This window comes from Flavobacterium sp. ACN2, assembly GCF_002303885.1.
In the GTDB taxonomy this organism is placed as follows: Bacteria; Bacteroidota; Bacteroidia; order Flavobacteriales; family Flavobacteriaceae; genus Flavobacterium.
In genome coordinates this window covers 104,712-121,729 of record NZ_MRCM01000016.1, presented here as the reverse complement: position 1 = coordinate 121,729, position 17,018 = coordinate 104,712, and the positions used below count along the sequence as shown (strand labels likewise).

Genomic DNA, 17,018 nt, shown 5'->3' with positions numbered 1-17,018 from the left:
TAAATATTAAGGTTCTAAAAAATATAAGCTGCAAGGAAAAGAAACTTAGCATCTTAGTATCTCAGAATCTTACCAACTCAAAAAAAATGTCAAAACTACAACTACGCGCTTTTTTATACCAATTGGCTGCTTTTGCAATTTTATTTCTTTTATTTAGATATTTGATTGCGGCTTACACGGGATTAACTGGAATCTGGATTCCGATGACGGCATTTGTAATTGGAACTATTATTGGACCTAAATTTCAAGCGGTAAGAACTAAAGACGGTGAAAAGCTTTTTATGAAATGGCTTTTTATAAAAGGGATTAAAGAAATTGGATAATTTGAAAAAAATATGAGGAAAATTGGACTTATTGGCGGAATCAGCTGGGTTTCTACATCTGATTATTATACTTTAATTAATAAAGGAATTAATGAAAAACTCGGCGGACTAAATTTCTCTGAATGTCTAATCTACTCTTTTAATTATGCCGACATTAAAAAGAATAACGATGCCAACGACTGGGATTCTACTTTTAATATGCTTTTAAAAGCGGCAGAAGTTTTAAAATCGGGCGGGGCAGAAGCTATTGTTTTATGTGCCAATACGATGCATTTAATTGCAGAGAAACTGCAGCAAGCTATTGGACTTCCACTTATTCATATTGCCGAAGAAACAGCGGTTGAAATTCAGAAAAAAGACTTGAAAAAAGTAGGTTTACTGGGAACAAAATTCACAATGGAATTGGATTTCTTTAAAGATAAACTTGCTGAAAAAGGAATTGAAGCAATAATACCAATAAGAGAAGCTGACAAAGATTTTATTCATTACACCATCTTCGAAGAATTGGGAAGGGGAATTGCAACTGAAGAAACGAAAAAGCGTTATCTTGAAATTGCAAATGAATTAATCAAAAATGGAGCAGAAGGAATTATTTTAGGATGCACCGAAATTCCGCTAGTAATAAAAGAAGGAGATTTAAGTGTCCCTATTTTTGATACAACTTTAATACATACACAAGCAGCGATTAATTTTCAGTTAACTTAAAAAAGATGCTAAGATTCTGAGATACTAAGGTTCTAAGTTTTTAATCTTAACAACATAAAAAAGCGGTAAATTCAACTTGAATTTACCGCTTTTTTTTAAACTTAGTATCTTAGAGTCTTAGCATCTTAGAACCTTAAAAAAAAACTATTTTTTCTTCTTAGGCTCTTCTTTTTTTACTGTTTCAGATGCCATTGTTTTTTTCTTATAAATCGGAATAAAGTAGGAAACTGTGTAGTTGAAACCAATTCCAAAACTTCCGTCATAAGTTCTGTTAAAACCTGGAATATAAAGGTTTTCGAAATTATTTGGTTCTTTATTAGAAGTCAGAAGTTTAAGCTGAACACCGAAACCAACAAATACATTTTTCACAACTTGGGCTTTTAGTCCTAATGCAACTTCAATCCAAGTAGCGGTAAGTCCGCTATATTTATTGTCTGTTGCTATTGGAGGTAGTTCTCCCCAATACGGATTCGGGTTATAGATCTTATAGCTATGCAATTCTTGCGCAAAACTACTAAATCCGCCACGCATTCCTATCGTGATAAGGTTTTCCATATCAAGCCAGTTTTGATAAAAATTATAGTCAAAACCTGCTTTTATATAAGTTCCGTTAGCAGAAGAAGTCAAACGGTCATCTTCTGTAGTTTTATCTTCGTAGCCTAATTCTGCCGCTAAGAAATACTTTTTGGTTAATCGCCAGTCTCCAACAAATTCTACTCCTTTATAATCTTTGTCATAAAGGCCACGAGTAAGTTTGTACAAATCAACACCAACACGAAGTCCGTAACGGTCTGTTTTTATAACGCTATCTATTGGAGCTTGAGCTTCCTGAATTTCTGGTTTTGCCGTTTTTACAGTTTCTGTTTTTGGCTTTTTAGTCGCTATTGTGTCCTTCAAATTTTTAGAAATCTCAGGAACATCCTGCGCATAACCTAAAAACATTGAAAACAATAATGAAAGACTAGAAATAAACTTTAATGTGTGTTTCATTTTCAGATTCAATGTTAGGGTTTTCTAAATCAACTTCGGTCATCCAAAACGTATCTCCGTCTGGATCAGTATGTACAAAAGGCAGAATGTTTTTTAGCTGAAAAATAGTTTTAAAGCCACAAGCTCTCGAAACGTATACATTTTGTGTGTTATAGTTAAATTTAATAACATCAGTATTGATAGCTGTGGTGCTTAAAGAGCTGTAAATAAACTTAAAGGTTGCTGTAGTGTCATTTACCTTTAACGGAATTGATACAGTACTTCCGCTGGTTACATATCTCAATGAATCATCTTCTGCGAGACTTTCATTAAAAACAATCCCTTCTTCCATTCCGTCACCAATAACTTTTAAGTTGGTAACATTTTTTGTTTTCGTCGGACTAGAAATATCATAAAATGTCATAACCAATCTTGGTGTAGTTGGTGTATTGGCATCGCAGATATCATCTTTCTCGCAGCTAGATAAGCCGAAAGTGAAGAGCAGTAAAAGAGAGATTAATTTTTTCATGTATTTTTTATCGAAGTTCTAAAAGTACAACATTTTCAACATGATGTGTCTGCGGAAACATATCTACAGGGCGCACACGAGTTACTTTGTATTTTTCATCCATTAAAGCTAGATCACGCGCTTGAGTTGCAGAATTACAGCTTACATAAACCACTTTTTTAGGAGCAATTTTTAAAATTTGCTCTACAACATCTTTATGCATTCCGTCACGAGGCGGGTCTGTAATAATAACGTCTGGTTTTCCGTGCTGTGCAATAAAAGCTTCATTAAAGACTACCTTCATGTCACCAACAAAAAACTCGCAATTTGTAATATTATTGCGTTCTGCATTGGCTTTAGCATCAATAATAGCTTCAGGAACACTTTCTACTCCAATTACTTTTTTTGCTTTTTTAGAAACGAACTGTGCAATGGTTCCAGTTCCTGTATATAAGTCATAAACTACTTCATTTCCTGTAAGTCCAGCAAAATCTCTTGTTATTTTATACAATTCGTAAGCTTGATCAGAGTTGGTTTGGTAGAACGATTTAGCATTAATGCTAAATTTTAAACCTTCCATTTCTTCCAAAATGTAGTTTCTTCCTTTGTAAAGGATTACATCCTGATCGTAAATTGTATCGTTTGGTTTTCCGTTTACAACATATTGTAATGAAGTAATTTGAGGGAATTTCTCGTATAAATGGTCAAGAATTAATTCTCGGTTTTCTTTGTCTTCTTCAAAAAACTGAATCAAAACCATGATTTCTCCAGTAGAAACCGTACGAATCATAACCGTTCTTAATAATCCAGAATGTTCTCTCGGATTAAAAAAAGCTAAATTATGTTCGTTTGCAAAAGCTCTAATTTCGTTACGAATGGCATTTGAAGGATCTTCTTGTAAATGACATTTTTTGATGTCTAAGATCTTATCCCACATTTTAGGAATATGAAAACCTAAAGCGTTTCTGTTCCCTAAATCTTCAGTGCTTCCAATTTCTTTTTCAGTTAACCAACGGCTGTTAGAAAAAGAAAATTCCATTTTATTTCTGTAGAAAAACTGTTTCTCAGAACCTAAAATATCTTCAAATTCTGGAAGTTCGATTTTTCCTATTCTTTGTAAGTGATTTTTAACCTCATTTTGTTTAAATGCAAGTTGCTGGCTGTATTTCATATTTTGCCATTTGCAACCTCCACATACACCAAAATGTTCGCATATTGGCTCAACTCTATATTCAGATAATTCGTGAAATTTTACCGCTTTACCTTCGTAATACGCTTTTCTTTTTTTTAGTGTCTGTACGTCTACAACATCTCCAGGTACCACATTCGGAATAAAGATAACTTTTCCGTCAGGTGCTTTGGCTACTGAAACCCCTTTTGCACCAGCATCAAGAACTTGAATTTGATGAAAGACAATTTTGTCTGTATTTTTTCTTCCCATAGCGCAAAAATAAGCCTTTGAAAACTTTTACAAATTTAATTTTAGAAAAAATTTAGAAATTCTTCAAAATATTAGTTTAATTGGGGATAAAAGCTAATTTTGTTTTCGTAATAATCCCAATAAAATTACATATTAACCTGCTATTTTTATCTTTTTATGAAGTTGTATCACAAACTTTCAAAAATCAGCTTTCTTAAAAAAAGTTATGCTTTTAAATTTTTATTTGTTGCTTTTATCGGTATCCATATTCCCTTAATCGGAATCTTGTTTTTTGTTCTATTTTTTGAGCATGAAGTATCATCAGCTTCTATTCTTATTTTTTCTTTAATTATGACATTGCTGGCAACGGCAATAACGCTTTTAGTTTTAAATAAAGTGATAAAGCCAATCGCTATAGCCTCAAAAGCATTAGATGACTATAGAGATTCAAGAAAAATAGCTGCTTTGCCAACAGATTATACAGACGAAGCAGGTCTGCTTTTGTGTAACATACAGGAATCTATTAACGAAGCAGAGAATTTTATAAACGAAAAACAGGATTTGGTTTATATGCTTTCGCATGATTTGAAAAATTTTGCAGGAAATCCGCAAGGTTTAGCGAAGCTTATTATAAGCGAGGAACCATCAGAATCGGTTAAAAATATGGCCGAGCTAATTTGCGAATCGACTGAACTGCAATTTAGATACATTGAAAATTTTATCAAATTGCTAAAAGAACAAGACGATGTTGTAAAAGTAAACCCAGAAGTTAAGACAGTTTTGTTTTCGAATATCGTTCCCTTCATTAACGAACAAGTTGAACAGCGTTTGTTGGATAAAAATATAAAAATGGATTTGGTTTTGGAATGTAATGAAGCAAAACTGAAAATAGACGAGGGGCTTCTGGTTCAAGTGTTGGTAAATCTAATAAGCAACGCCGTTAAGTTCTCTTATTTTGATAGCGAAATTAAAGTCAGAATTTTTTCTGCAGATTCAAAATTGATTATTACGGTAAAAGATTACGGAATGGGTTTTGATCGAAATCAGATTGAAGAATTATTTAAAAAATTCACCAAAATGAGCCGTCTAGGAACCGCAAACGAAGGTTCGACAGGAATCGGACTGTATTTGTGCAAAAAAATCATAGAAAGAAACAAAGGTCGATTGACCGCATCTAGCGAAGGAAAAAATAAAGGTGCAGAATTTAAGATAGAATTCGACGTTTAGACTCTAAAAAAAAGGCTGTAAGATTTTATTCTTGACAGCCTTTTTATTTTAATAGTAAAGATTTACCAAAGCTGATGAACAGAAGGTTTGATAAGATCATTATAGATTTTGTTCATTGCTGAAATCTGCTCTGAAGTTAATTTTGGAGTGTCATAAACCGATAAATTTGATAAAACATGTTCTGTTTTGGATGCTCCAGGAATAATACAGCTTACTTCATTAAAACTCAAAATCCATTGTAAGGCTATTGCGGCTAGATTTTTTGATTCTGGAAATAGAGATTTTAATTCTTCAACAGCTTTTAATCCTAATTCATAATCAATTCCAGAAAAAGTTTCGCCTTTATCAAACGCTTCTCCGTTACGATTAAAATTTCGGTGGTCTTGAGGGTCAAAAGTTGTCTTTGCATCAAATTTACCTGTTAAAAGTCCGCTTGCTAATGGAACTCTGGCAATAATTCCGATATCTTTCTTTTTAGCTTCCGTGAAAAACAATTCAGAAGGTCGCTGACGAAACAAATTGAAGATAATCTGAACCGTTGTTACGTTTGAGTATTCAATGGCTTTTAAAGCTTCTTCGACTTTTTCAACGCTTACACCGAGATTAAGAATTTTCCCTTGTTCTTTTAGTCTATCAAAAAGTTCAAATATTTCTGGACGATAGTAAACTTCAGTCGGCGGACAATGCAGTTGAATTAAGTCAAGTGTTTCTAATCCCGTTCTTTTTAAACTGTCTTCAACAAATTTTTGAAGTACTTTTGGCGTATATCCTTCATTAACATGCGGATTAATTTGGCGTCCGCATTTTGTGGCAACAAAAATACGTTCAGAACGAGAACGAACCACTCTTCCAACAGCAGTTTCGCTTAATCCATTTTCGTAAACATCGGCCGTGTCAATAAAGTTTACGCCATTATCAATAGCAGTATTCAAAAGTTCATCGGCAGTTTTATCATCAAAACCCGATCCCCATTTTCCGCCAACTTGCCAAGTGCCAAGCGAAATTTCAGAGATATTAAAGTTTGTTTTTCCTAGTTTTCTGTAGTTCATTTTTTTTTAAGATTCTAAGGTTCTAAGTTGCTGAGATTCTAAGTTTTTTTCTAAAGTTGCTGAGATTCTGACATACAAAGTTTTTTCAGTTATTCAAATCTTAGCATCTTAGAACCTTAGCAACTTAGTATCTTTTTAGTCAAATAAATCCGAAGACAAATAACGATCACCGCGATCACAGATAACGGCAACCACAACTCCAGATTCTAATTGTTCTGCGATTTTTAAGGCAACTGCAACAGAACCTCCGCTGCTCATTCCTGCAAAAACACCTTCTTCGAGCGCTAATCTTTTGGTCATTTCTCGTGCTTCTTCTTCGCTCACATCTACAACTGTATCGACTTTAGAAGCATCAAATATTTTAGGAAGATATTCCTGTGGCCATTTACGGATTCCAGGGATCTGAGAACCGTCACTTGGCTGTGCGCCAACAATCTGAACGTTTGGATTTTTTTCTTTCAAATAAGTAGAAGTCCCGATAATAGTTCCTGTTGTTCCCATTGCCGAAACGAAATGCGTTACCGTTCCGTCAGTATCATTCCAAATTTCAGGCCCTGTTGTTTTGTAATGCGCTTTCCAGTTATCATCATTAGCAAACTGGTTCAGCATTAAATAGCCTCCTTGTGCTACTTTTTTATCGGCATAATCTCTAGAACCAATAATTCCTTCGCTTGCAGGCGTAAGAATAACTGTAGCGCCATAAGCACGCATAGTTTGAGTACGTTCTTTGGTAGAATCTTCGGGTAAAACCAGTTCGATTTCAATGCCAAATAACTGAGCAATCATAGCAAGCGCAATTCCAGTGTTTCCGCTGGTTGCTTCAATTAATTTATCTCCTTTTTTGATATCGCCTCTTTCTAATGCTGCAGCAATCATATTGTATGCCGCTCTATCTTTTACGCTTCCTCCAGGATTATTTCCTTCTAGTTTCAGTAAAAGTTTTACATTTTTATTTTTAACTAGATTGACCGTTTCCATCAAAGGAGTATTGCCAATTAGGTTTAATAATTTATGTGAATTCATGTTATTTTTTTTCTTTTATTTTAACGTCAGTCGTAGTGGTGTTTAAAACGATAGAATCTTCTGGAATAGATTTGGTAACCCATGCATTTCCTCCAACAACACTGTTTTTTCCAATTACAGTTTCTCCGCCCAGAATTGTTGCATTGGCATAAATGCATACATTGGCTTCAACGGTCGGATGTCTTTTTGCATTTTTCATGTCTTTGCTTACGCTTAATGCACCAAGCGTAACACCTTGATAGATTTTTACATGTTTTTTGATAACGGTAGTTTCACCAATTACAATACCGGTCGCGTGATCAATAAAAAACGGCGATGCAATATCAGCTCCAGCGTGAATATCTGTACCTGTAATTCTATGCGCGTATTCGCTCATTAATCGAGAGAATAATAATAAATCTAAATGATATAATTCGTGACTAAGTCTGTAAATTGCGATGGCATAAAAGCCTGGGTACCCCAAGTAGACTTCATCAATGCTGTTTGATGCAGGATCGTTTTCAAGAATATATTCGGCATCTTGATTTAGTTTTTCTAAAACTCCAGGAAGCTTCTCCAAAAAGCGATCCCAGATAGATTCGCATAAATTTTGAGGTTTTTTACAAGCCAAAACCGCAATTTCTTTAAAGCGAAACTCTAGTTCATCAATGCTTTCGTCAAGTGCTGCATTCGAATCAAAAAGCGTGTAAAAAAGCTTTTCTGTAAAGTCTTCTGTTTTGGTTTTAATACCGTAATTTATGTGTGAGTGGCTCTTTAAAGCTCTTATATTTTGTATGATATTGTCTTTTGTCACAATGGTAAAAATGAATGAATAATTTTGGAACGTTAAAAGTAAGGCGTTTTTTGGAAATAAAATCACGATTTAACGAAAGAAATTTACTTTGAAAGGTTTGATTTGTGATAAAAAGCAAATTCTAAACGGTTCTTATTTATACAATTCTTAAGAAGTTAATTGCGTAAATTAGCTTTCAAAATATACTAAAAATGAAAAATAAGCCAACATTTACGAGTGCAATTTCTGGGATCTCTTTTAATGAAAATGAGAAAATTTATGGAAGAGCAATTCATGATCCTATTTTGGGATTGATTAAAAAGGAATATCCCGATTTTAATGCTGAAGATTGCATTTCTATAAATGAATTGAATGTCTACCGCCAGAAATACATTTCGAATTATCTCTCTACCGAAATAGGAGCACTTTCGGCAATGGAAAAAAATGTCATTTCTTCACTAAAAGAAGATAAATCGATTGTAAGCATTGTAGAAGAGGAGGAAGAAGCTAGAAACTTAGGACAAAAAGTGGCCGATAAAGTAGCTGATTTTGGTGGGAGCTGGACTTTTATTATTTCGTTTGTTGTTTTCATTACGATTTGGATTGCTTCAAATGTTTATATTTTTCTAAACAAAGGTTTTGATCCCTATCCGTTCATTCTTTTAAATTTAATACTTTCTTGCGTAGCCGCTTTGCAGGCGCCGGTTATTATGATGAGTCAAAACCGTCAGGAAGAAAAAGATCGTAATCGCGCTAAAAAAGATTTTATGATCAACCTGAAATCGGAATTGGAGATTAGATTAATTCATGATAAAATTGATCATTTAATTATGCATCAGCAGCAAGAATTAATCGAAATTCAGAAAGTGCAAATCGAGATGATGAACGATATTTTGGATCAGATTAAGAAATAAAAGATTCTTGAAAATCCAATTTTTTGAAATCCCAAACTCCAAAAGGAGCGAAGCGACTTTTTAGAAAATCTAAAATCTAAAATCTAAAATCTAAAATCTAAAATCTAAAATCTAAAATCTAAAATCTAAAATCTAAAATCTAAAATCTAAAATCTAAAATCTAAAATCTAAAAATAAAAGTGTTTGAAGTAATAGCCGCCGAGCATAAAAATGAAATTTACCACGGCAATGTTCCAAATGATTTTTTTGTAATTTCTAGACTTGTCTAAGAAATGAAACGCGATAAAAAGGAAGAGTAAGAGGCAGGTATAAATGGCCGGATACATTTTAAAAGCGGCTGAAAAATTACCTTGAAAAAGTAAGAATAAAGAGCGCTGAAATCCACACCCTAAACAGTCATAACCAAAGAATGTTTTGAATAGGCAAGGAATCATATATTTCTCTAAGCTCATGGTGAATCTTTTTTGCAATTTTACTAAAAAAATATGACAAACGTTTGGCACGGTATAGAACAAGTACTTGAAAGTTTTATACTTTTGAAATCTTAAAATACAGGAAGGATGAAAACTTTTAAAATTATAATAATGATTCTTGCAATTTCGGTTGCACTTTATGAGCAAGTTTCAGAAGAAAAAAACATCTATATCATGATCGCTGCAATTGTAGTTTTCATGTTCGGAATGATGCAACTTAGTGCAAAAACACCAAGTAAAAATAACGATAAAGAAGAGTAGGATGCTGGCAAAAGGAGATAAGGTTTCTGTACTTGATGAAGCCATAAACGGAACGGTGATTTCGGTTAAAAACAATGAAGTTTTAATTGAAAGTGAGGACGGATTCATGATGACATTTTTAGTCAACGAACTAATTAAAATACAAGAAACCAGTAATTTAATGAATTCTATTAAAAGAATTGATTTAGATGAAGTTTCAAAAGAGAAAACAGAGCCAAAACCGAGAAGTTTTGTTAAAGAAAAGAAAGATAAACGTGATGTTGGTGTTCCAGAATTTGATTTGCATATCGAAAAACTGGTTCCAAATAAACGCGGAATGTCTAACTATGATATTTTGACATTACAGACCGAAACGGCAAAAAGACATGTCGAATTTGCGATTAGAAATCGCATTCCGAAAATCGTTTTTATTCATGGTGTGGGCGAAGGAATTTTGAAAGCAGAACTTGATTTTTTATTAGGCCGTTATGACGGAATTGATTTCCAAGATGCCAATTATCAAAAATACGGACTTGGAGCAACTGAAGTTTATATAAAACAAAACAATAAATAAAACCGCTTTTTTTAAGCGAAAACATGAATTGCAAAGCATAAAAAAAACGTCTGTTTTTTGAAAAGATTTATACTTAAATCAGGACAAAAAACAGATGTTTTTTTGTAAGAATTATTTTTTGTAAAAAATAGGCTTTTAGTTACCCTTGTCGTTCAATTTTTCCAAGAACGAAGCTGCTTCCAAGTTTAAAACTACTTTTGCCTTTTAATAAAATTACATTTTTAAGCACAATTGTGTGCGTGTAAAGTTGACCTAATGCATTAGGTGATACGGTAGTCGTTACTTCGATAATTCCACTTACGTTTGCTACACCAAATTGGCCTGTCCATGTTTCATCGATTGCCGGAGAACTTGGTTGTACTTTAGCGCAAATAAAAGCTGGTGTAATAGATCCAGTTTCTGTCAATGCGGTTCTGTAAAACACTTTGTTTTGTGTTGCTGTTATTAAACTTGTACGTGGTTGGTTACCAGCTGTTACTTCATTGACAAGTAGCGCAGGATCGATATCTTCAATCGATAAATAAAATGAATTGTTGTAATTGTAAGTTTTGTTGTCACATTCATAAGCCGAACCATTCGGATTAGTTTTGAAAGTTAAATCAGCAGGTGTTACAGTAGTATTGTATGTTCCAAATACAAATTCAGCTTCTGTTTGGTTTCCTGCTGGTTTTGCAAATGTTATATTTCTAAAAACAATACTATGCTCGTATCCAGTAATTCTACTTCCTCCGTCATTATTAGTGTTTGGTACTTCTGTTTGTGTAGTTACGATTTCAATTAAACCTTCGACTCCATTCCATTCTTCAGTTACTTTTGGAGTGGTAGGAGGTATTGCGCCACAAATATTATCTTTTGCTACAGTTCCGTCATAAGCTCTATAAACGACACGGTATGATCCTTTTCCATTTGCGTCAATAGTATACGTGTAGGTTCCTTGATCATTAACAATTGCTCCTGCAGGCAATTGAAGCAAAAGTGCTTCCTGAGATTTTAGTTTATAAATTAAAGTATTGGTTAACGGATCACAGGCTGACGATTGCTGTACATCAGCAAAATCTATTTCGTCTACAGTTAAATCTCCATCATCGCATCCATTTAAAAAAAGAGCGAATAATAGGAGGGCAGCATATTTTTTCATCGTAAAAATTATTTGGGTCAAAAATAGTGAAAAAATTGCCAAATGATATTTAAGATTTGACAATTGATATTTCTTAACTTTGCAGCAATGAAAAAAGTATATCTAGATAATGCCTCAACAACTGCCATGCGTCCTGAAGTAATTCAGGAAATGACAAAAATAATGCTTGAGGATTACGGAAACCCATCGTCTACACACAGTTTTGGTCGAAACGGTAAGACCATATTAGAACTTTCTAGAAAGAGTATCGCAAAACACTTAAATTGCACTGCTCAAGAAATAATTTTCACCTCTGGCGGAACGGAAGCCGACAACTGGATTTTGCGCTCTGCTGTTGAAGATTTGAAGGTGGAGAGAATCATTACTTCAAAAATTGAACATCATGCTGTTTTGCATACTGTTTGGGCGCTTCAGGAAGAATACAATATTCAAGTTAATTATGTTCGTGTAAATGCAGACGGTAGTTTAGACCTAACGCATTTGTCTAATTTACTGGCCGAAGAAAAAAAGACTTTGGTTAGTTTAATGCATGTCAATAACGAAACGGGGACAATTTTAGATTTAGATCGTGTAAGTTTGATTTGCAAGCAGTATAGCGCTTTGTTCCATTCGGATACAGTTCAATCTGTCGGGAAAACGGAAATCGATCTGCAAAAAACGCCTATTGATTTTATTTTGGCGAGTGCACATAAATTTCACGGTCCAAAAGGTATTGGATTTGCTTTTATTCGAAAAAATTCTGGTTTACAACCCTTGCTTTTTGGAGGAGAACAAGAAAAAGGCCTTCGCGCAGGAACCGAAGCCGTGCATCAGATTGCTGGTATGGCAAAAGCTTTGTCTATTTCGTATGAAAAATTAGAAGAAGAAAGGCTTTATATTTTAGGTTTGAAAAATTATCTGATAGAACAATTAGAAATTCATTTTCCAAATTTCAGAATTAACGGAAAAAAAGAAGATTTCTATAACATTATCAATATCATTCTGCCGTTTTCATCAGACAAAACTCCGATGCTGCTTTTTAGTTTAGATATGAAAGGAATTGCTGTTTCTAGAGGAAGCGCTTGCCAATCTGGAAGTATTAAACCGTCGCACGTTTTAAACGAAATGCTTTCGGAAACCGATTTAAAATTGCCAAATCTCCGAATTTCATTTAGTCATTACAACACCAAAGAAGATATCGATTGGTTAATTGAGAGCTTGAAAACGGTATAAGTTGCTAAGATACTAAGGTTCTGAGATTATAAGTTTTTTTAGAGCCATTAAAATGAAAAAGTTCGCAAAGCTTGTTTTGATAAAGCTTTGCGAACTTTTTAAATTCTATTTAGATTCTCAATAAAAGCTTCTTTGCGTACTTTGCGGTAAAAACTACACTCAAAGTTTTTGAAACCTGAAACCTGAAACTTGAAACAAAAAACTATTTGCGAATTACTTTTACCTGAGAATCTTTGGTTAATTTGATTATGGTTGATGATTTCCCGTTTATTTTGTCTTGGTTTAATTTTACAACATAATCAACACCGTTAATAATTTCTGGACTAATGTCCTTGAAAGCTATTGGTGTTGGTTGTCCAGAAATATTAGCAGAAGTGGAAACCAAAGGCTTTTTCATTCTCTCCATCAATTTGAAGCAGAAAGGTTCTTTTACCAATCTAACCCCTAGCGATTTGTCTTCAGCAATAATATTTGGAGCAACGTTTCTGGCATCATCAAGAATTAAAGTAGTTGGTTTCTCCGATAAATCCCAGATTTGCCATGCAACTTCAGGAATCTCTTTAAATACATTGTACAGCATCTTTTCGCCATTCATTAAAACAATCATGCTTTGTGTTTCTGCACGCTGTTTTAATTTGTAGATTTTAGCAACAGCTTCTGGGTTTGTAGCGTCACAGCCAATTCCCCAAACCGTATCTGTTGGATATAAAATGATACCGCCTTCCTTAATTACTTCGTATGCGTTGATAATTTCTTCGTTCATTATAAATGGAATATGTAAAGTGCAAAATTAATTTTTTTATTTGGTAAAAAAATCAAATTTCCTTGGCAATAATTAAGTTTTTGTAATTTATAAGATTATTTTTGCACTTAAAGTTAGAATACAAAATAGCAAAAAATCCAAGCCGTAAGCAGTTTTGCTTTAACCAAAAACCATATGAATAAAGTATTAGCAAAAGTAGTTATTCCTGTATACAAGGAATATTTTGGAGAGTTAGAAGAAAAATCATTTTTACAAGGCTGCAAAATTTTAAAAGATTATGAAATTGTAATTGCGCATCCAGAAGGATTAAATTGTTCTTATTTGACTGAAAAATATGGGAATTTAACTTTCAAAAGTTTTCCTAAACATCATTTTGCTACTATAGATGGTTATAATGAGCTTTTGCTATTGCCTGAATTTTACGAGCCTTTTTTAGATTCAGAATATATATTGATTTATCAGCTCGATGCATTCGTTTTTAGAAATGAATTAACAGAATGGTGCCAGAAAGGTTACGATTATATTGGTGCTCCCTGGATTGCAACTCCTGTAGATACTTTTGGAAAGAAAATATTAAACACAATTACTAAAAATTTCAGATCGGCTAAGAAAAAAGAGCGTGAACAGATTTTTTATAAAGTAGGTAATGGCGGATTTTCATTACGTAAAGTGGCTTCGCATTTTGCTATTGCAAAAGAAAAAAGCCAATTTATATCAGACTTTTTAAAATCAGAAAAAAAGCCAATTTATGCTACAGAAGACGTTTTTTGGTCTTTAAAAGCTCCCGAATTTGATTCAAATTTTAGAATTCCGGATTATAAAGAAGGTGTGCTTTTTGCCATTGATAGAAAACCAGAAATTGCTATGAAAATAGCTGGTAATAGACTTCCTTTTGGCTGCCATGCCATTAACAAACCTAAAGTGAATAAGTTCTGGAAACCAATTTTAGATCAATATTAATTTAAGCTTTTGTAAAAATCATAATAGTTTTTTTGCATTATGCTAAGATTATGATTTTGACTAACGAGCTGAAAGGCATTGGTTTTTATTTTTTCCTGTAAAGCTGGATTGTTTATAATTTTAAGTACGCTATTGGATAACGTTTCGGTATCTTTTAAATCGGCTAGAAATCCCGTTTCACCGTTTGTAATGACCTCTGGTGTTCCGCCGGCTTTAGTACATACCACAGGAATTTTACAGGCAAAAGCTTCATAGATAGTCAATGGAAGTCCTTCAGTTACAGAAGTTAATAGAAAAACATTAAATTCTGGAAGTAAATCGGCAGTATTTCGATATCCGGTAAAGAATAAATCATGCTCTAAATTATTTTCAATAGTATAATTTACTAACTCTTCTTTAAGAGGGCCGTCTCCAATTACAATAAATTTTATGGAGTCAGAAGTGTTGGTTTTTAGCTTAATTAGTTTAGCTGTGTCAATAAAAGTGTGTATGTCTTTTTGACTTGTAAGAGCGGCTATATTTCCCACTATTTTGGTTTCTGGTGCAAAATTAAACTCTTTATGAAGCAGATTTTGATTTGTCTTTTGAGCAAATTGTTCAACATCGATAGCGTCATAAATTGTTATAAGACGGTTTTGATCTACAATTTTTTCAAAAATAGCTTCAACAGCCTTAGAAACGCATATAATTTTATGAATTCTAGGATGCGAATATTTATACCTGTTTAAAAATTTGTCTTTAATTTTATTGTTTCTTTTTCTGCTAAATATTAAGGTAATTGATTTGTTTAAAAATTTTAAAGCAATAAGCGCAGCAGTCAAAGAAGACGAATCATGTATATGCAATACGGTTATCGATTCTTTTTTGCAGATTTTAATAATAGATAAAATCAGACTGAATAATTTGAATCGGTTTGTTGGGTAAGTAAAAAAATTAGCATTGTCATTTTTGCAGATAGCCGCTAAAACAGCTTTATCTGGACATAAAATGTATTGTTTTAGATCCATTTTATCAGCTAATAGCTTGTAGATTGTATACATTTGCGAATCGCCACCTCGAAAGTCAATCATCGAGGTAACATTTAGTATTTTCATTGCTTTAAATTTTTGCAAATATATGAGAAAAGGATTACTTTTTGTAAAAATATTCTTTTCTTTTTTTATTTCTATGAAAGCATTTAGTTATTTTTGAATTTTAAAAGTATAGATACCCATTATGTCATTTGAAATAAGCAAAAAATTTAAGTCCGAAGAACATTCAATACAACAAATTATCAGCAGTTTTGATTCTTCTGGTGAACTTTTTGGAAATGGCGATCGAAATAAAATAAAATTATTTGATCTAAATGGGAAGATTGTAAACGTGAAATCTTTCAAGATTCCTCATTTTATTAATAAAATCGCATATAAATATTTTAGAAAATCAAAAGCCAGACGATCTTTTGAATATGCAAACAAGCTTATAGAATTGGGTGTTGGAACACCAGAACCTATTGCATTTGTAGAGTTTTCGTCTTTATTAGGTTTAGAAAACAGCTATTATGTAAGTGAGCATCTTTTGTGTGACTTGACGTATAGAGAGCTTGTAGAAGTGCCTGATTATCCAGATCGTGATAATATTCTAAGACAATTTACCAAATTCAGTTTTGATCTTCATAAAAAGGGAATTGAATTTTTAGATCATTCTCCAGGAAATACTTTAATAAAAAAGAATGCGAACGGAAATTATGATTTTTTTCTAGTTGATTTGAACAGAATGGAATTTCATACTACAATGTCTTTTGAAACACGTATGAAAAACTTATGCCGTTTGACTCCATTAAAAGAAATGGTGGCAACAATGAGTAACGAATATGCTAAATATTATAATGAACCTGAAGAGAAGATTTTCAATACTTTATGGAAAGATACTTCAGATTTTCAAGAAAAGTTTTATCGAAAAAAACGTCTGAAAAAGAAACTTAAATTCTGGAAGAAGTAATTCTTCTTAACTCTTTATAGCGAACAAAAACGCTGTAAGCATTAAGATAGCAGATTGTTACACCTTTTCCTCCGTCCAGAAAACCCAATCGGATTATAAATTGATACAAAAAAGTGTATAAAGGATGAAGAAATAGCAGTAGGAAATAAGGTTTTATTCCTTTTGCAAATTTTTCATTGGCTTTAAGAATTCCATAATTGTACATTTTCGACTTATAATCCTCATAAGAAGAGTAGGAGAAATGTATAATTTTATTTTTTAAAGTAGCAATTGGTCCGTTTACAATCAGTTTTTCATGAACGGTTCTTTCTTCATTGTATCTGCATTTTGATTTATTAAAAAGCCTAAAAATCTTGTCGGTTTGCCAGCCGCTGAAGTTTAGTTGGCGCTCCTTAAACATAAAAATACGATAGACAAAATAAGCGCTTGCGGCGTTTTCAGCATTAATTGCAGTAACGATTTCAGATTTTAATTCGGGTGTTAATCTTTCGTCAGCATCAATAAATAAAACCCATGAGTTTTCGGCTTGCTCTAAGGCAAAATTTCGCTGAGAGGTATAATCAATAAAAGGATTCTGAATTAATTTTACGTTTTTGAAAGACTCGACAATAGGTACCGTTTTATCGGTGCTGTAAGAATCAACAACAATTATTTCATCTGCAAAATCAATGTCTTCAAGAAGTGATTTTATATGATGTTCTTCATTAAGCGTAATAATCAATACTGATAATTTTTGCTTTTCACTATTCATTGGTGATGCTTTGCTTT

The 17,018-nt window shown here is 33.0% G+C and carries 20 protein-coding genes; 9 read left to right on the top strand and 11 right to left on the bottom strand.

Annotated features, from left to right (window positions below):
• The first annotated feature begins 86 nt into the window (after window positions 1-86).
• Both BSF41_RS18305 and BSF41_RS18300 read left to right on the top strand, forming a co-directional pair.
• Window positions 87-323 (top strand): hypothetical protein, encoded by a 237-nt coding sequence (locus tag BSF41_RS18305; RefSeq protein WP_095930948.1) that lies wholly within the window; start codon window positions 87-89, stop codon window positions 321-323.
• A 12-nt stretch (window positions 324-335) separates the two neighbouring features.
• On the top strand, window positions 336-1,028 hold the full coding sequence (locus tag BSF41_RS18300; RefSeq protein WP_095930947.1) for an aspartate/glutamate racemase family protein: 693 nt from the start codon (window positions 336-338) through the stop codon (window positions 1,026-1,028).
• Window positions 1,029-1,172: 144 nt separating this feature from the next.
• Here the strand turns inward: BSF41_RS18300 and BSF41_RS18295 are convergent, their stop codons facing one another.
• Genes BSF41_RS18295 through rlmD form a run of 3 tightly spaced genes read right to left on the bottom strand, consistent with a single transcriptional unit; the run spans window position 1,173 to window position 3,946 of the window.
• On the bottom strand, window positions 1,173-2,018 hold the full coding sequence (locus BSF41_RS18295; protein ID WP_095930946.1) for a DUF6048 family protein: 846 nt from the start codon (window positions 2,016-2,018) through the stop codon (window positions 1,173-1,175).
• Complete coding sequence (locus BSF41_RS18290) at window positions 1,990-2,526, bottom strand: DUF6452 family protein (protein WP_095930945.1); 537 nt, start codon at window positions 2,524-2,526, stop codon at window positions 1,990-1,992. Before BSF41_RS18290 ends, BSF41_RS18295 begins: the two co-directional genes overlap by 29 nt.
• Before the next feature lie 7 nt (window positions 2,527-2,533).
• Complete coding sequence (gene rlmD / locus BSF41_RS18285) at window positions 2,534-3,946, bottom strand: 23S rRNA (uracil(1939)-C(5))-methyltransferase RlmD (RefSeq protein WP_095930944.1); 1,413 nt, start codon at window positions 3,944-3,946, stop codon at window positions 2,534-2,536.
• A gap of 330 nt (window positions 3,947-4,276) precedes the next feature.
• Between rlmD and BSF41_RS18280 the strand changes: the two genes are divergently transcribed.
• Window positions 4,277-5,152: a sensor histidine kinase KdpD gene (locus tag BSF41_RS18280; RefSeq protein ID WP_253251853.1), complete on the top strand. Its 876-nt coding sequence runs from the start codon at window positions 4,277-4,279 to the stop codon at window positions 5,150-5,152.
• 62 nt (window positions 5,153-5,214) lie between these two features.
• Here the strand turns inward: BSF41_RS18280 and BSF41_RS18275 are convergent, their stop codons facing one another.
• From BSF41_RS18275 to epsC, 3 genes are all read right to left on the bottom strand, one after another.
• Window positions 5,215-6,201: an aldo/keto reductase gene (locus tag BSF41_RS18275; RefSeq protein ID WP_095930942.1), complete on the bottom strand. Its 987-nt coding sequence runs from the start codon at window positions 6,199-6,201 to the stop codon at window positions 5,215-5,217.
• A 135-nt stretch (window positions 6,202-6,336) separates the two neighbouring features.
• On the bottom strand, window positions 6,337-7,224 hold the full coding sequence (cysM, locus tag BSF41_RS18270; RefSeq protein ID WP_095930941.1) for a cysteine synthase CysM: 888 nt from the start codon (window positions 7,222-7,224) through the stop codon (window positions 6,337-6,339).
• Window position 7,225: 1 nt separating this feature from the next.
• Window positions 7,226-8,017: a serine O-acetyltransferase EpsC gene (gene epsC, locus BSF41_RS18265; RefSeq protein WP_095930983.1), complete on the bottom strand. Its 792-nt coding sequence runs from the start codon at window positions 8,015-8,017 to the stop codon at window positions 7,226-7,228.
• A 191-nt stretch (window positions 8,018-8,208) separates the two neighbouring features.
• Between epsC and BSF41_RS18260 the strand changes: the two genes are divergently transcribed.
• Window positions 8,209-8,910, top strand: a complete 702-nt coding sequence (locus tag BSF41_RS18260; RefSeq protein WP_095930940.1) for a DUF1003 domain-containing protein — start codon at window positions 8,209-8,211, stop codon at window positions 8,908-8,910.
• Between the two features lie 167 nt (window positions 8,911-9,077).
• Here BSF41_RS18260 and BSF41_RS18255 read toward each other — a convergent pair whose 3' ends face one another.
• Window positions 9,078-9,344 (bottom strand): DUF2752 domain-containing protein, encoded by a 267-nt coding sequence (locus BSF41_RS18255; RefSeq protein WP_253251854.1) that lies wholly within the window; start codon window positions 9,342-9,344, stop codon window positions 9,078-9,080.
• Between the two features lie 126 nt (window positions 9,345-9,470).
• On the opposite strand from BSF41_RS18255, the gene BSF41_RS23805 reads away from it, so the two are divergent.
• Entirely contained in the window at window positions 9,471-9,644 is a 174-nt protein-coding gene (locus tag BSF41_RS23805; RefSeq protein WP_008462622.1) for a hypothetical protein, read from the top strand.
• 1 nt (window position 9,645) lies between these two features.
• Window positions 9,646-10,197 carry a Smr/MutS family protein gene (locus BSF41_RS18250; RefSeq protein WP_095930938.1) on the top strand — a complete coding sequence of 184 codons (552 nt, stop codon included), beginning with the start codon at window positions 9,646-9,648 and terminating at the stop codon, window positions 10,195-10,197.
• 139 nt (window positions 10,198-10,336) lie between these two features.
• Here BSF41_RS18250 and BSF41_RS18245 read toward each other — a convergent pair whose 3' ends face one another.
• Window positions 10,337-11,335, bottom strand: coding sequence for a hypothetical protein (locus BSF41_RS18245; RefSeq protein ID WP_095930937.1), 999 nt, complete (start codon window positions 11,333-11,335; stop codon window positions 10,337-10,339).
• A gap of 87 nt (window positions 11,336-11,422) precedes the next feature.
• Here BSF41_RS18245 and BSF41_RS18240 point away from each other — a divergent pair, with 87 nt between their 5' ends.
• Window positions 11,423-12,547 (top strand): cysteine desulfurase family protein, encoded by a 1,125-nt coding sequence (locus BSF41_RS18240; RefSeq protein WP_095930936.1) that lies wholly within the window; start codon window positions 11,423-11,425, stop codon window positions 12,545-12,547.
• 202 nt (window positions 12,548-12,749) lie between these two features.
• Here the strand turns inward: BSF41_RS18240 and BSF41_RS18235 are convergent, their stop codons facing one another.
• Window positions 12,750-13,310, bottom strand: a complete 561-nt coding sequence (locus BSF41_RS18235; RefSeq protein ID WP_095930935.1) for an L-threonylcarbamoyladenylate synthase — start codon at window positions 13,308-13,310, stop codon at window positions 12,750-12,752.
• 174 nt (window positions 13,311-13,484) lie between these two features.
• On the opposite strand from BSF41_RS18235, the gene BSF41_RS18230 reads away from it, so the two are divergent.
• A complete protein-coding gene (locus BSF41_RS18230; RefSeq protein WP_095930934.1) occupies window positions 13,485-14,270 on the top strand; it encodes a DUF5672 family protein in 786 nt (261 codons plus the stop codon).
• Here BSF41_RS18230 and BSF41_RS18225 read toward each other — a convergent pair.
• Window positions 14,267-15,364, bottom strand: a complete 1,098-nt coding sequence (locus tag BSF41_RS18225) for a glycosyltransferase family 4 protein (RefSeq protein ID WP_095930933.1) — start codon at window positions 15,362-15,364, stop codon at window positions 14,267-14,269. The genes BSF41_RS18230 and BSF41_RS18225 overlap by 4 nt on opposite strands.
• A 121-nt stretch (window positions 15,365-15,485) precedes the next feature.
• Here BSF41_RS18225 and BSF41_RS18220 point away from each other — a divergent pair, with 121 nt between their 5' ends.
• Window positions 15,486-16,250, top strand: coding sequence for a lipopolysaccharide kinase InaA family protein (locus tag BSF41_RS18220; protein ID WP_095930932.1), 765 nt, complete (start codon window positions 15,486-15,488; stop codon window positions 16,248-16,250).
• On the opposite strand, the gene BSF41_RS18215 is transcribed toward BSF41_RS18220, so the two are convergent.
• On the bottom strand, window positions 16,231-17,001 hold the full coding sequence (locus BSF41_RS18215; RefSeq protein WP_095930931.1) for a glycosyltransferase family 2 protein: 771 nt from the start codon (window positions 16,999-17,001) through the stop codon (window positions 16,231-16,233). The two genes, BSF41_RS18220 and BSF41_RS18215, sit on opposite strands and share 20 nt — an antisense overlap.
• Between the last annotated feature and the right edge of the window lie 17 nt (window positions 17,002-17,018).

What these genes read in the sequence shown, in the direction of transcription:
- BSF41_RS18305 (WP_095930948.1), top strand. Translation starts at nt 87, where the DNA reads ATGTCAAAACTACAACTACGCGCTTTTTTATACCAATTGGCTGCTTTT.
- BSF41_RS18300 (WP_095930947.1), top strand. Translation starts at nt 336, where the DNA reads ATGAGGAAAATTGGACTTATTGGCGGAATCAGCTGGGTTTCTACATCT.
- BSF41_RS18295 (WP_095930946.1), bottom strand. Translation starts at nt 2,018, where the DNA reads ATGAAACACACATTAAAGTTTATTTCTAGTCTTTCATTATTGTTTTCA.
- BSF41_RS18290 (WP_095930945.1), bottom strand. Translation starts at nt 2,526, where the DNA reads ATGAAAAAATTAATCTCTCTTTTACTGCTCTTCACTTTCGGCTTATCT.
- rlmD (WP_095930944.1), bottom strand. Translation starts at nt 3,946, where the DNA reads ATGGGAAGAAAAAATACAGACAAAATTGTCTTTCATCAAATTCAAGTT.
- BSF41_RS18280 (WP_253251853.1), top strand. Translation starts at nt 4,277, where the DNA reads ATGACATTGCTGGCAACGGCAATAACGCTTTTAGTTTTAAATAAAGTG.
- BSF41_RS18275 (WP_095930942.1), bottom strand. Translation starts at nt 6,201, where the DNA reads ATGAACTACAGAAAACTAGGAAAAACAAACTTTAATATCTCTGAAATT.
- cysM (WP_095930941.1), bottom strand. Translation starts at nt 7,224, where the DNA reads ATGAATTCACATAAATTATTAAACCTAATTGGCAATACTCCTTTGATG.
- BSF41_RS18260 (WP_095930940.1), top strand. Translation starts at nt 8,209, where the DNA reads ATGAAAAATAAGCCAACATTTACGAGTGCAATTTCTGGGATCTCTTTT.
- BSF41_RS18255 (WP_253251854.1), bottom strand. Translation starts at nt 9,344, where the DNA reads ATGATTCCTTGCCTATTCAAAACATTCTTTGGTTATGACTGTTTAGGG.
- BSF41_RS23805 (WP_008462622.1), top strand. Translation starts at nt 9,471, where the DNA reads ATGAAAACTTTTAAAATTATAATAATGATTCTTGCAATTTCGGTTGCA.
- BSF41_RS18250 (WP_095930938.1), top strand. Translation starts at nt 9,646, where the DNA reads ATGCTGGCAAAAGGAGATAAGGTTTCTGTACTTGATGAAGCCATAAAC.
- BSF41_RS18245 (WP_095930937.1), bottom strand. Translation starts at nt 11,335, where the DNA reads ATGAAAAAATATGCTGCCCTCCTATTATTCGCTCTTTTTTTAAATGGA.
- BSF41_RS18240 (WP_095930936.1), top strand. Translation starts at nt 11,423, where the DNA reads ATGAAAAAAGTATATCTAGATAATGCCTCAACAACTGCCATGCGTCCT.
- BSF41_RS18235 (WP_095930935.1), bottom strand. Translation starts at nt 13,310, where the DNA reads ATGAACGAAGAAATTATCAACGCATACGAAGTAATTAAGGAAGGCGGT.
- BSF41_RS18230 (WP_095930934.1), top strand. Translation starts at nt 13,485, where the DNA reads ATGAATAAAGTATTAGCAAAAGTAGTTATTCCTGTATACAAGGAATAT.
- BSF41_RS18225 (WP_095930933.1), bottom strand. Translation starts at nt 15,364, where the DNA reads ATGAAAATACTAAATGTTACCTCGATGATTGACTTTCGAGGTGGCGAT.
- BSF41_RS18220 (WP_095930932.1), top strand. Translation starts at nt 15,486, where the DNA reads ATGTCATTTGAAATAAGCAAAAAATTTAAGTCCGAAGAACATTCAATA.
- BSF41_RS18215 (WP_095930931.1), bottom strand. Translation starts at nt 17,001, where the DNA reads ATGAATAGTGAAAAGCAAAAATTATCAGTATTGATTATTACGCTTAAT.